This window comes from Solemya velesiana gill symbiont (assembly GCF_002020805.1).
Lineage (GTDB): Bacteria > Pseudomonadota > Gammaproteobacteria > Chromatiales > Chromatiaceae > Sedimenticola_A.
In genome coordinates this window covers 1-12,907 of record NZ_MPRJ01000072.1, presented here as the reverse complement: position 1 = coordinate 12,907, position 12,907 = coordinate 1, and the positions used below count along the sequence as shown (strand labels likewise).

The following is a 12,907-nucleotide window of genomic DNA, read 5'->3' as shown; positions in this document are numbered from 1 at the left end:
AATTCAAGGCCAATTCGGGGATAAAAGACAGGCTTATTTGACGGATATTTGAATTTTGGTGCCTGGTGAATGAAAACTCTTATTTTTCAGACCATCCCTAAAGCAGGTGGGAAGTTTGTCTTAGATACTTTTTTTCCTGAGTCAGAGTTACTGCGCGTTCTATGATATTTTCAAGCTCGCGGATATTTCCAGGATATTCATAATCGTGCAACGCATCTCTGTGACCTTGTGGACATCCAGTCCGACAAAGGCACCGTATCGGCTCCAGTCTGTGGTCTTTACCCGTGCTGATACCGTCTGTTCTGCAATGGCTTTTGCGATATGCTCTTTCATGACCTGCCTCCTCAATGTGGCCCTGTGTGATGTGTCAATCTCAACATAATCCACGTTCGCTGAGGCTCTGGGCAGGTCAAAACATCATGTCTAGGTTCTCCGCGGCGGAAAGATAAAAACAGCAATTCTTCAGTTGTATTTTATGATATTCTTATGGGTTTCGTGATCTATAATCCATAAAAATAGCTTGAGGTGATATGGGGATTTTGAGTCTGCTGCTGCTGCTGCCCGTGCTGGGATCTGCGGCCATTATCCTGCTGCCGGCCGGCAATGGGCTGCTGATTCGCCGTGTCGCCATCGGCGTCTCAGGGCTGACCTTGCTCCTCTCCTGGAGCCTGATCGGCAGCTTCGACAGCGCCAATCCGGCGTTGCAGTTCGTCGAACACGTGCCCTGGAATGTGCGCATGGGCACCTCCTACGCCCTCGGCATCGACGGCATCTCCTTCCCCATGGTTCTGCTGGCGACCCTGCTCAGCTTCATCGCCATCCTCGCCTCGACCTCCATCCGCGACAGCAGCAAGGGCTACTATATGCTGATGCTGTTGCTGGAGACGGCGATGCTCGGCGTCTTCATGGCGCAGGACTGGGCGCTGTTCTACGTCTTCTGGGAATTGACCCTGATCCCGCTCTTCTTCCTTATCGACCGCTGGGGCGGCAAGGGTCGGCAGATGGCCTCGCTCAACTTCGTGCTCTACACCATGGGCGGCTCGGTTTTTATGCTGGTGAGCATGCTGGTGCTCTACGATGGCATGCCGCAGCACAGCTTCGGCATGGCGGAGATGGCCGCCGCCGGAAACGCCCTGTCGCAGCACAAGCAACTGCTGATCTTTCTCGGTTTCCTGGTGGGCTTCGGCGTTAAGATGCCGATCTTCCCCATCCACGGCTGGCTGCCGCTGGCCCATGTGGAGGCGCCGAGCCCGGTGTCGATCCTGCTCTCCGGCATCCTGCTGAAGATGGGTTCCTACGGCTTGATCCGCGCCGCCACTACCTTGCCTGAGGCAGTGGTGTCGATGCAGGGCATCCTGGCCGGACTGGCGCTGTTCAGCCTGGTCTACGGCGGCCTGCTGGCCTGGCGCCAGAGCGATCTCAAGGGGATGATAGCCTATTCCTCCGTTAGCCACATGGGCGTGGTGTTGCTCGGCATCGCTACCCTCAACCAGACCGGCCTCACCGGTGCCGTGATGCAGATGGTGGCCCACGGTCTGGTGGCCGGCGCCCTGTTCCTGCTCATCGGCCTGCTCTACGAGCGCACCCATACCCGCGACATTAACGACTACAGCTCGCTAATGCGCAGCACGCCGCGCTTCGCCTTCTTTACCGTGCTTGCCTTCGTCGGCGCCGTCGGCATGCCCGGCACCGCCGGCTTCGTCGCCGAGCTGCACGCCATTGTCGGCGGCTTCGCTCGCTGGGGCTGGGTGGTGGTACTGCTCAGCATCGGCGTCATGATCAGCGCTGCCTACGCCATCCGCACCATCGGTCGTCTCTTCACTGGCCCGGTAAGTCGCAAGATGCAGGGGATCGAGGATCTGCGCACCCCGGAGATGGCAGCGGCCGGTATTCTGTCGATCGGTATCCTCTTTATCGGCATCTTTCCCGCCACGGCACTGCAGATGATGTCGGCCTCCATTATCCAAGTCAGCGGTTTGTTCGCGGGGGGCTAGGTCATGGGTGAACAATTCCTGCAATACGACATCGAAGCCGTCCGCGAACGCTTGGCCGAGGCGATCAAACAGTTCGAGCACATCCTGCCGGCGCAAGCGCCGATCAAGGATTTCGTGCACCACAACACCCTACACGGCTTTGAGCATATGACCTTCCCCGAAGCGGTAGCCGAGGCCGAGCGCATCACCGGCAACCGCGGTTATGAAACGCCGGAGCGGTTCCGTGAATACTATGCCGCTGGTCGCATCAGCCGGGCCGATCTGGAGGGAGTGCTTGATCTTGAAGAGTCCCTTGAAGTCGGAGAAGAGCTGTTTACCGTAGGCGACCGCACCTTCAGTCGTCGCGACATCTATATTGCCTCTCTGGTCCATCCGTTAAAACCAGTCACTGGTTGTCAGCTCAACTGGCAAATGGAGGCCAGGGACGCCCTCAACAGCTTCCAGCCCGACGTTTCCGACGAAAGCCGGAAAATTCTGCTGCAGGCCGCAGCTGCCGACGGCCATAATTCCGAGGCAGCCGCCATCAATGACCTGTGGCACGCCTCGCTTGAGGCACTCGGACTCGAGCATTTCCTGGTACACCCGGAGGACCTGCTCGATCTGACACCGGAACGGGCGGAGATGCTGCTCTCCCAGACCGCTGACGACGAAACCCAGGCCGAACCGGGTCGCAGCCACCAGCGCATTCGGAAGGAGAGCATCCACCTGTTGGGTGACCTGTTTAAGCGTGTCGGTGACAACCTGACCCTGAGTGGCCTACTGCAGACGCTGACCGGTCACGATTTGCTCGACGACTTCCGACCCCTGCTGATCCGCCAGTTGGGCAACTATCTCGACCAGGGACAGGCTGCCTGGCACGATCGAGGTGACGACGGTTTCTATGCCGCCTGGCGACGCAACGCCTTGCGCGACCTGGGCTGGCTGTTCGACGAAATGAGCGGCACACGTGAGGATATCGAAGTGCTGCCGGAGGATGCGCTCGAGACGATCATTACCGAGCTGCACCTGCTGGGAATCGATGAAGTGCACTGGACATCCTATCTCGAACAGCTGGCATTGGAGATGCCGGGCTGGTCGGGGATGTTCCTGTGGCGCCACCTCCATCCCGGCTACGAAGGGCTGGACCAGGTCAGGGTAGACATGACCGACTACCTGGCGGTACGGCTGATTCTGGAGCGGCTGTTCGCCCAGCGTCTGTGTGCCGATCAGTGGAACATCGAGCCCAACCTCGACATCCTGCGCGGGACCTTCCGCCGTCGGCGCTCCGAATTTTATGTGCGCTACATCCTGTTTAGCGCCCGCATGCCTGAATACCTTACCCATCGGGCGCAGCGGCTTGTGGGCCACTCACCGCAGGAGGGCGAGGAGTATCACCAGTGGGAACAACTGGCCGACATGGTCTGGACCTGGCGCCAGAGTTCGGACGCCGACAAGCCGGGCGAACACAGCGTCTACCGTAGCGGCTGGCGGCTGTTTCGCCTGGCCCAGCACCTCGGGCTCTCCGGCCTGCAACTGCGCGCCCTCGACCGGGAGCAGATCGAGGCGATTTTCAGCTGCCTGGACGGACTCGACGCCAACCAGACCGGTTTCATCTGGCTGCGCGCCTACGAAAACAACTACCGAGACAAGATTCTCAACACCATCGTCAACAACCATGGCCGCGGCAACTGGCGCAGCCGCGAAAACCGTCCGGAGGCGCAGATCATCTTCTGCATGGACGATCGCGAGGAGGGCATCCGCCGTCACCTGGAAGAGCTCAATCCCAACATCGAGACTTTCGGTGCCGCTGCCCACTTCAACGTCTTCAATTTCTTCCACGGTCTTGATGACGACAAGCCGACCATGCTCTGCCCGGTGGTGGCGGTACCGACCCACGATGTGCGTGAGAACCCGCAGCAGGGACAGCAGAAGATCAACCGCATCCACCAAAAACGCCGCAAACAGCGTCTGCGCATCAAGGAGATATTCGTTCAGGAGACCCGGCGCAACCTACTCGGCTCGACCCTGCTGGTGATGCTGGCCGCCCCTGTCAGCGCTCTGGTGTTGGCCGGCAAGCAACTGGCGCCGTTGACAACCGGCCGTCTGATCAACGCCATGCGCCGCTGGTTCGACAGGGATGGGATCACCACCTCCATCGAATTCACTGCATCGCGGCCCAAGGCCGATGCCACGCCGGAGCGGCCGCAGTCCGGCTTCACCGACGGGGAGCAGGCCGACCGCCTGGAGGCCTTCCTGCGCAATATCGGTCTGGTCAACGGTTTCTCCCCCCTGCCGGTAATCATGGGCCACGGCTCCCACAGCCAGAACAACCCGCACCTGGCTGCCTACTCCTGCGGCGCCTGCAGCGGCCGCAACAGCGGACCCAACGCCCGCCTTCTGGCAGCCATCGGCAACCGGCCGGAGGTGCGCGAAATCCTGCGCGGCCGCGATATCGATATCCCCAATGACAGCTGGTTCCTCGCCGCCGAACACGACACCTGCAACGAAGACATCCACTGGTACGACCTCGACAAGATACCAGCGAGTCGACGCAGCGGAGCTGACAAGCTGCGCACCGAGATTGCTGACGCCACCCTTAGTTCGGCCCACGAGCGGGCACGCAAGTTCGTCTCCGCCCCACGCAAACCGACGCGGGAAAAGGCCTTCGACCATATCGTCGGCCGCGCCCTCGACTTCTCCCAGGCACACCCGGAGCTGGGCCATGCCACCAACGCCTGCGCCCTGATTGGCCGCCGTGCCGTTACCCAGGGGGCCTTCTTCGACCGCCGCATGTTCCTGATCTCCTACGACCACAGTACAGATCCCGAAGGCTTGGTGTTGGAGCGGCTGCTGCTGGCCAACGGTCCGGTTGGTGCCGGCATCAACCTGGAGTACTACTTCTCCACGGTCAACAACGAGGGCTACGGCAGCGGCACCAAGACCACCCACAACGTCACCGGCCTGCTGGGGGTGATGGAGGGGGCCTCCTCCGACCTGCGCACCGGCCTGCCGAAACAGATGATTGAGGTCCACGAGGCGATGCGGCTGCTGGTAATCGTCGAGGCCAAAACCGACATGCTGACCACCATCTACACCCGCCAGCCGCCGCTGCAGGAGTTGGTGGGCAACGGCTGGTTGCTGCTGGCTGCCAAGGATCCGGACAGTGAGCAGATCGACCTGTTTGACCCGGCCAGGGGCTGGGTGGAGTGGCAGGGTGCAGTGTCTCAGCTGCCCAGGGTGGCGTGTTCCAGTGACTGGTACGACGGGCATATCGATCCGCTGGACCCGGCATTGATTGAATCCAGGGAGGCAACCCATGGTGCTTAATCAGTTCGTCTGGCTGGTACCGTTGTTGCCGCTGCTGGCGGCGGCCTGGATCGGTGCCGGTTATGTGGCCGGCTGGAACCGCGGTGAGAGCGGCGAGAGGCAAACTGCACTGGTTGCCAGTGGCGCCACCCTGTTGTCACTACTGTTCATCCTTGCCCTCGACATTCTTGCCATGCTCAATGGAGCCCCGGGTCAGCTCGACTTCGGCACCTGGCTGGCGAGCGGTGACTACAGGGTGCAGCTCAGCTTTAGCCTTGACGCGCTGGGGCTGTCGATGGCGACACTGGTCGTCTTCCTCTGCTTCATCTCTCTGCGTTTCTCGGTCAACTACCTGCACCGCGAGGCGGGGTTCCAGCGTTTCTTCATGGTTATGAGCCTCTTTACCGCCGCCATGCTGCTGATCGTGACGGCGGGCAACGCGGTGCTCACCTTCGTCGGCTGGGAACTGGCGGGCGTCAGCTCCTATCTGCTAATCGCTTACGCCTACGACCGTCCCACGGCAACCGCGAACGCCACCCGCGCCTTTGTCACCAACCGCATCGGCGATGCCGGCTTCATCCTCGGCATCTACCTCTCCTTTACCTGGCTCGGCAGCGTCGAGTGGCCCATGCTCAACCACGGCGTTGACTCTATCGAGACCCTCAGCGTCGGCCTGCTTGCCTTCGGCTTTCTGATTGCCGCCGCGGCTAAATCGGCGCTGGTGCCATTTTCCACCTGGATCTCGCGCGCCCTGGAGGGGCCGACTTCATCGAGCGCCGTCTTCTACGGTGCGGTGATGGTCCATGCCGGGGTCTACCTGGTGATTCGCATGGCGCCGGTGTTCGAACACAATCCGATGCTGATGATGGCTCTGGCCGCACTGGGTGTCCTGACTGCGCTCTACGGCTTTCTCGGCGGCTTGGTACAGACCGATGTCAAGAGCGCGTTGATGTTCGCCGTCACAACCCAGATCGGGCTGATGTTCCTCTGGTGCGGTCTGGGATGGTCTGAATTCGCTGCCTGGCATCTAGCCACTCATGCCCTGTGGCGCGGCTATCAGTTCCTCAGTGCCCCGGCCCACATGCACATGATGATGCGGCCCAACCGTCCGCTGCGCGGCTGGTTGGCCCGTCAGCGCTGGCTCTACACCGCTGCACTGCAGCGCTTCTGGTTGGACCATTTGGCCGACTCGCTGCTGGTCAAGCCGAGTAAGCAGATGTCAAAGGATATGCAGAACTTCGACGAGCGCATCGTCAACCGCTTCATTGGTCTGCCGGGTTCGGCCAGTGCGGTCTCCTCCCTGGCCCAGTGGGAGTCGCGTCATCGCGGTGACACCCGGGTCGAGGGCGATACCGGCGACATCGGCCATGGCCGCGGTTTCATGGGCCGGGCGATGGAGAGGCTGGCCTCGCTGTTCGGCTGGTTCGAGGAACACCTGATCCTGCGCGGCGGCAGCGAGGGTCTGCTGGCGGTCATCCAGCACCTCGGCAAATATGTTCAGCATATCGAGAACCTGCTGGTGCAGCCACGCTATCTGTTGTTGATGATCATGGCAACCTTTGTGGTCATTTTGTGATCAGGGCAAAATTGACAGGATTAATATGATTTCTCAGGAACTACAGGGTTATTTGATTGCTTTCCCTCCCAAAATCTGGAACAGGGTTCAGCTACCTCGAAAAAGCAATTATCTAATCTGTGAACCTTGGAAAATCCTGTTAATTCTGTCCAATCAGATGGAGCACCAGGAATGACGATCACCGAAATTTCTTGGGGCGCCCAGGCTGATCTGCCGATCCTGGCCATCCTGCAGCTCATTCCTCTGGTGGCAATGATCACCGTGCTCCTGTTCCGCAGCGGACGGGCCGTGTTCCAGATCAGCCTGGTTGCCGCCATTCTGGAACTGTTGGTCGCGGTTGAACTCTACCGCCACTTCGATCCCGCCCAGCCCGGCCTGCACTTTGCCGAGCAACTGCGCCTGTTTGGCCCGCTGGCCTACCATGCCGCTGTCGACGGCATGAGCATCATATTCATCCTACTGGCGGCACTGTTGACCGTGCTGATGGTCCTCTACACCCCGGTGCGCGGCCTTGCCGACCTGCCGCGGCTGATGGCCGTCATCTTCGGCATTGAGGCCACGGTGATGAGTTTGTTCACCACCGTCGATCTGCTGTGGTTCGTGCTGCTCTCCACCGTGCAGCTGATCCTCGTTGGCTACATGGTATGGCGCTGGGCGACGTCGCCGGAAAAGGATATGGCCTTCACCCGTTTCCTGCAGTTCATGGGCACCGGCCTGTTGCTGCTGTTCATCGGCACCGTCATGCTCGGCTGGAACCACCACGATATTGCAGGCGGCCGCTGGACCTTCGACTTGCTGGAGCTGGCCCAGGTGAAGGTGAAGCCGGAGATCGCCTCTGTGGTCTTCTTCATGCTGTTCTACGGCTTCGCGGTACGCACCCCGCTGTTCCCCTTCCACGGCTGGCTGCCGCTGGTGGCGGAGCACGGCAGCGTCTCCTTGGCTCCGGTATTCCTGCTCGGCCTCAAGACCGGCATCTACGCCATGCTGCGCTTTATCTTCCCGCTGCTGCACGATGCGGTGATGGAGTGGCACGTCTATGTTATCGCCTTCGCCGTCGCCGGCATCTTCTACGCCGCCCTGTTGGCGATGATGCAGAATAACCTGCGCCGCCTGCTGGCCTTTGCAGTGGTCAGCCACACGAGCATCCTTGTGATCGGTCTGTTCAGCCTTAACCATCTCGCCTTCCAGGGCAGCGTGCTGCTGTCGGTCAACTTCGGCCTGGCCATTACCGCCTTGCTGTTCATGGTCGGTCTCGTTTACCGCCGTACCAACACCCTGTTGCTGAGTCGTCTCGGCGGCCTGTTCGACCGCATCTCGCTGCTGGGGATTGTCTTTTTCGTTGCCGGCCTCTCCATCGTCGGCATGCCGGGCACCCCCGGATTCGATAGTGTCCATCTGGTGATGGAAGCAGCGATGGAACGCTTCGGTGCCCTCATTACCATTGCCGCTGCACTGGGCAACGTGGTAGCCGCCGGTTTCCTGCTGTGGGCCTTCCAGCGCGCCTTCCTGTCGCAACAGCCTTACGGCACCATCGAGAAAGCAAGCGGCCTGGAGAAGCTTGTGGCGATGCTGATGTTGCTCACCCTGCTGGTGGCAGGCTTTGAGTCGGAGCCCTTGATGATACTGGTGGATAAGAGTTTTGTCGGCCTGGATGCCCTCTACGGCAGCGCAGGGGGGCACTAAGATGTATGAGAGCACCTTCCCCTGGATCAGCCTGATGATCATATCGCTGCCGGTCGGAGCAGCACTGATGTGGATCCTGCCCAGCCGCTATGCCCGCATAGTCGCCTTGGTGACGGCACTGTTTGACCTGATGCTGACGTTGAGCCTGCTGTTTCGCTTCGATGCTTCCAATCCCGATTTTCAATTTGTCGAGCGCCATAGCTGGATCCCAACCCTCAACATCGAATATGCCGTCGGCATTGACGGCATGTCGGTGCTGTTCCTGCCGCTGACGGTACTGCTGTTTATCGCCGTTGTGGTAGCGTCCTGGAACAGCATCCGCACCATGCCGCGGCTCTTTTTTACCCTGCTGTTGTTGCTGGAGAGCGTCACCCTGGGGATCTTCTGCGCCCTCGACACCATTCTGTTCTTCCTCTTCTGGGAGGCGACCCTGATCCCGCTCTACTTCCTCATCAGCCTGTGGGGGATCGGGCCGCACCGCCGCTATGCCGCGGTCAAATACACCATGTTCATGCTGGCAGGAGGCGTACCGCTACTGTTTGGATTCCTGCTGCTGGCCTTCGATCAGGCGGGAATGAGCGGCGGTGTACCGGCCGGTTTGGTCTTTGACTATGTCACCCTGCTGAACAACCCGATCCCCGGCGAGCTGCAGACTCTGGTCTTCTTCCTGCTGTTCATCGGTTTCGCCGTCAAGACACCGCTGTTCCCCTTCCACACCTGGCTGCCGACGGTTGCCATGGAGGGACCGATAGCCATTGCCGCGCTGATGACGGGACTCAAGCTTGGCGCCTACGGCCTGATTCGCTTTGCCGTGCCGCTGGCGCCGAAAGCGGCAGTAGAGTACCATTGGCTGCTGGCTGGACTGGGGGTTACCGGTATCCTCTACGGGGCCGTGATGGCGCTGAGCCAGAGCAATCTGCGCCGCATGCTGGCCTACTCCAGCATCAGTCACGTGGGCCTGGTGGTGCTCGGTATCGCCTCTTTCAACCTGCAGGGGATACAGGGCGCACTGTTCCAGCTGATCAACTTCACCATTGTCGCTGGCGGCATCTTCCTGGTCACCGGCTACCTGCACCACCGCGTCGGCTCCACCGACATGGTCAGTCTCGGCGGCGTCGCCCGCACCATGCCGCTGCTGACGACCTTCTTCTTCCTGTTCGGGCTGGCCGCCATGGGCGTTCCCGGCACCAACGGCTTCCCGGCCGAGTTCCTGATCCTGGTCAGCGCCCTCAAGACCCACACCGGCGCGGGGCTGGCTGCGCTGTTTGGGGTGGTGATCGGTGCTGCCTACTTCCTCGGCTACTACCGTCGGGCCTTTCTTGGCCCCGTACAGAGCGGCGTGGTGGCCGATGCCCTCGATATCTGGGGCAAGGAGCTGTTGATCGTTGCCGTTTTCGCCCTGTTGGTCATTGCCCTGGGACTCTATCCGGCGGCGGTTCTCGATCTGACCGAGGCCTCTAGCAGGGCTTGGTTGGGGAGGTAATCTTTAAATACCCCTCAATCTTTCTTCGAATTACCGCAAGAAATGGCTAGAATACCCCGATATATTACATAAACAGGTTTCTTAGGGGATGACATGTACGGAACAACCGGTCTTATATCCAGCTTATTGGGCGCCTTTCATATGGCCGAGGTATCGATGCGGTACAGTAACTTTATGCCGCGTTTCTATAATTTGGCGAAATCCTTGGGTTTTCGACAAGGCAAGATCATGCCTTCCAGGGCATTCTGTTCTGACGAGAGTCAGGGATACCCTATCATCTTGATCGCAAAGCACTTCGGTACTTTTCCTTTTAATCACGGACTGGTGGGTGGAATCGTAGCGACTGATCGCCATGCGCCCCATGCACATCACGGCAAGGACCTGGTGATTATTCAGGCTAGCCATGTGGGCTATGATCCGAAAGAAGAGAAATTCGGTGTCTATCGTCGCCTGCAAACGGAAGATAGCTGCGAGACCTCCAGCTGTGGAAAGATTTGCGGTGCCCTGGAGTGGTATCTGAATGAGTTCGAGTTTGCCCATAACAATATTCAACTCTTTGAGGACAATGGTATCAAAAAGGTTGTTATCGATAATCAATTGCTCCATTCGGAAAGGGTAGAGGGGCTACTGCTCAAATTGGACAGAATTGTGAAACTGGATAGCCAGGGAGACCCTATCCCTGAGATGTCAAGAAGTACCGCTAAAGTTTTTTTACCCTCTGATATTTTGCTGGGCTACTTAAAGGACTATGAATGGAAGACGGGGCGGGGTGAGCCGATCGGCTACCGACTGCATCCCGATCTGTTTTATTTCAAACGTAAGATTAGTCACCACCATGAAGGAAGAGATCATCTGGAAAAGAATCTGCTAGAGGTCATGCCCTATGTCGTGACATCGGAGTGGCCGGCATTGACCGCTGCCCAGGCAAATACCCAGGTGGAGTTTGATCGGGCCTTTAGGACCATCGTTAAGGAACCCTCATATAGGAACAAAAAAATCTTGTTTGTATCCGGTTTAAATGTGGATATTTCTCCCCAGGAAGGTCAAGTATTTCCGCTCACCAAGTTTATTCCGTGGGCTGCCTATGTACAGGATGAGTCGGGTAATCATGAGACCTGGGAGCAGGCAGAGTTGTATAAGCAATTGCAAGCGCAATCGACAGAAAACCCCGATCAAGTAGACTTGGAAACGGCTATTGAAATCATGGAGAAGGCAGCGGAGATAAAGTTGCCGTTTTGATCGTTGGTTATTTCCGAAATGACTGACCAAAGCATGATTCAATTCAGACGCCGTTATTGGTCCGATCTCGAAGTGCCTTGCCCTGCCTTAAACAGGCTGCTTATATCCCCTGTGTGACAATTGACTCCCCGGATTTTGGATTACTCGCCATTTTTTGGCGGTTAAAAGCAACCAGAAAGGGTTGGGAGAGGATATCGAGGCCTTCTTCCAGCAACCTCCAGCAGCCTACACAGTGGATGAGCATGAAATCGTAGAGAAGGATCATGGACGTATCGAGAGCCGAGAATACCGAGTCTGTAATGAGATGGAGTGGTTAAGAGAACGCCATGACTGGGCTGGGTTAGTGAGTATTGTGGAGATTCGCTCTATCGCAGTAAAACAGGGTCGGTTCCGAGAGAGCTATCGCTACTACATCGGCAGCCTCTGTTTAACAGCGAAAGCAACGGCTTATGCCATTCGCTCTCATTGGGGTGTGGAAAATCAGCTCCACTGGGTATTGGATTGTTGTTTAAAGAGGACCGCGCGCGCGTTAGGCGGGGTAATGGGGCCAACAATATGGCCATTGTTCGTCATATGACCACTAACTTGATTCGGCAAGCCTCTGATAAAGCCAGCCTGAAGGTGAGATGGAAGAAGGCTGCTTGGTCTGCTGTGGACTATTTGGAAAAGCTCCTCAGGCATCAAGCGTGAGTGAAAATGAAATTTTAGCACTATTCGACGAATGGAATGGTGCATTGCAGACTAAAGACCCCAAGAAAGTCGCGGTTCTCTATGAAAACAATGCAATTCTACTTCCTGTCGATTCCAATGAGATTCGCCACAACCATAAAGAGATTGAGGACTACTTTGTTCATTTTCTTGCTAAAGAACCGGTTGGGAAAATCGATGAGGCACATATACGCATATATGACCAAACTGCTATCAACTCCGGTAATTATACCTATACTTTCAAAGACGGTACCTCCGTGCAGGCACAGTTCACCTTCGTCTACCGCTGGAATGGTGAGCGTTGGTTGATTGTAGAACACCACTCCTCACAAATACCGGGATGACTATACATTTATCAATCGATTAAATTAAGGTAGGAAATCAGGGGTTCTGGTTGCACGGTCGAGCGATTAATGAAAGCACTCGATCTACAAGGCGTCACCCTTGGCGGCACCAGGTGCCGCACCACACTCCTGGATGATTGGCACGACATCAGCTCGACCATCGTCACCAGCCAGCTGCCTATCGACAAATGGCATGCCATTATCGTCGATCCCACCCTGGATCGCCTGGTGCACAACGCTTACGAAATCAATCTGAAAGGAGAATCCGTACGGAAAAAGAAAACCAGGTTGACGACAGCCTCCGCGTGGAATCGGTGGCATGACTCAAACTAAACACCCTCCGGAATTCCCGGGGGGGATTCAGTTGAGGTGGCTACAGGATAGTTGTGGGTGACTCATGGCTTTGCTCCTTTGCGTTGTTTTTGCCATGAACGCTTCCTGTTGCACAGTTATCAAGTACAGAGTGCCGTTGGCGGGTGCTTGATACTGGTCAGTAGTGTATAGTCAGCATTATTCGGTTTGCGGTGCCTTTCCACCGCCAATTCACAAAAAAACCAGCTCTCTGAAGCTGGTTTTTTTGTTTCAAACGCTCTGT

The 12,907-nt window shown here is 57.7% G+C and carries 10 protein-coding genes and 1 pseudogene; 9 read left to right on the top strand and 2 right to left on the bottom strand.

The window, feature by feature from the left end; genetic code table 11:
* Nucleotides 1–97: 97 nt before the first annotated feature.
* On the bottom strand, nucleotides 98–211 hold the full coding sequence (locus BOW53_RS14030; protein ID WP_483881765.1) for an AAA-type ATPase lid domain-containing protein: 114 nt from the start codon (nucleotides 209–211) through the stop codon (nucleotides 98–100).
* Nucleotides 160–333: a hypothetical protein gene (locus tag BOW53_RS12835; protein ID WP_172838862.1), complete on the bottom strand. Its 174-nt coding sequence runs from the start codon at nucleotides 331–333 to the stop codon at nucleotides 160–162. Before BOW53_RS12835 ends, BOW53_RS14030 begins: the two co-directional genes overlap by 52 nt.
* A gap of 197 nt (nucleotides 334–530) precedes the next feature.
* On the opposite strand from BOW53_RS12835, the gene BOW53_RS10210 reads away from it, so the two are divergent.
* The 9 genes and pseudogenes from BOW53_RS10210 to BOW53_RS10170 form a co-directional block, all read left to right on the top strand.
* Entirely contained in the window at nucleotides 531–1,994 is a 1,464-nt protein-coding gene (locus BOW53_RS10210; RefSeq protein ID WP_078487887.1) for a complex I subunit 4 family protein, read from the top strand.
* A gap of 3 nt (nucleotides 1,995–1,997) precedes the next feature.
* A complete protein-coding gene (locus BOW53_RS10205) occupies nucleotides 1,998–5,300 on the top strand; it encodes a DUF2309 domain-containing protein (protein WP_078487886.1) in 3,303 nt (1,100 codons plus the stop codon).
* Nucleotides 5,290–6,855, top strand: a complete 1,566-nt coding sequence (locus tag BOW53_RS10200) for an NADH-quinone oxidoreductase subunit 5 family protein (protein ID WP_078487885.1) — start codon at nucleotides 5,290–5,292, stop codon at nucleotides 6,853–6,855. Before BOW53_RS10205 ends, BOW53_RS10200 begins: the two co-directional genes overlap by 11 nt.
* 171 nt (nucleotides 6,856–7,026) lie before the next feature.
* Nucleotides 7,027–8,538 (top strand): complex I subunit 4 family protein, encoded by a 1,512-nt coding sequence (locus BOW53_RS10195; RefSeq protein WP_078487884.1) that lies wholly within the window; start codon nucleotides 7,027–7,029, stop codon nucleotides 8,536–8,538.
* Nucleotide 8,539: 1 nt separating this feature from the next.
* Nucleotides 8,540–10,021 (top strand): complex I subunit 4 family protein, encoded by a 1,482-nt coding sequence (locus BOW53_RS10190; protein ID WP_078487883.1) that lies wholly within the window; start codon nucleotides 8,540–8,542, stop codon nucleotides 10,019–10,021.
* A gap of 93 nt (nucleotides 10,022–10,114) precedes the next feature.
* Nucleotides 10,115–11,260, top strand: a complete 1,146-nt coding sequence (locus tag BOW53_RS10185) for a hypothetical protein (RefSeq protein ID WP_078487882.1) — start codon at nucleotides 10,115–10,117, stop codon at nucleotides 11,258–11,260.
* A gap of 154 nt (nucleotides 11,261–11,414) precedes the next feature.
* Nucleotides 11,415–11,837 carry an ISAs1 family transposase gene (locus BOW53_RS13965; RefSeq protein WP_078487881.1) on the top strand — a complete coding sequence of 141 codons (423 nt, stop codon included), beginning with the start codon at nucleotides 11,415–11,417 and terminating at the stop codon, nucleotides 11,835–11,837.
* Between the two features lie 49 nt (nucleotides 11,838–11,886).
* Nucleotides 11,887–12,312 (top strand): SgcJ/EcaC family oxidoreductase, encoded by a 426-nt coding sequence (locus tag BOW53_RS10175; RefSeq protein ID WP_342748430.1) that lies wholly within the window; start codon nucleotides 11,887–11,889, stop codon nucleotides 12,310–12,312.
* A gap of 126 nt (nucleotides 12,313–12,438) precedes the next feature.
* Nucleotides 12,439–12,645: pseudogene (locus tag BOW53_RS10170) on the top strand (ATP-binding protein); the annotation flags it as partial.
* Nucleotides 12,646–12,907 lie beyond the last annotated feature (262 nt).

Bases quoted from the DNA above. Each gene is read 5' to 3' on its own strand.
- BOW53_RS12835 (WP_172838862.1), bottom strand. From the start codon at position 333: ATGAAAGAGCATATCGCAAAAGCCATTGCAGAACAGACGGTATCAGCA.
- BOW53_RS10210 (WP_078487887.1), top strand. From the start codon at position 531: ATGGGGATTTTGAGTCTGCTGCTGCTGCTGCCCGTGCTGGGATCTGCG.
- BOW53_RS10205 (WP_078487886.1), top strand. From the start codon at position 1,998: ATGGGTGAACAATTCCTGCAATACGACATCGAAGCCGTCCGCGAACGC.
- BOW53_RS10200 (WP_078487885.1), top strand. From the start codon at position 5,290: ATGGTGCTTAATCAGTTCGTCTGGCTGGTACCGTTGTTGCCGCTGCTG.
- BOW53_RS10195 (WP_078487884.1), top strand. From the start codon at position 7,027: ATGACGATCACCGAAATTTCTTGGGGCGCCCAGGCTGATCTGCCGATC.
- BOW53_RS10190 (WP_078487883.1), top strand. From the start codon at position 8,540: ATGTATGAGAGCACCTTCCCCTGGATCAGCCTGATGATCATATCGCTG.
- BOW53_RS10185 (WP_078487882.1), top strand. From the start codon at position 10,115: ATGTACGGAACAACCGGTCTTATATCCAGCTTATTGGGCGCCTTTCAT.
- BOW53_RS10175 (WP_342748430.1), top strand. From the start codon at position 11,887: ATGGAAGAAGGCTGCTTGGTCTGCTGTGGACTATTTGGAAAAGCTCCT.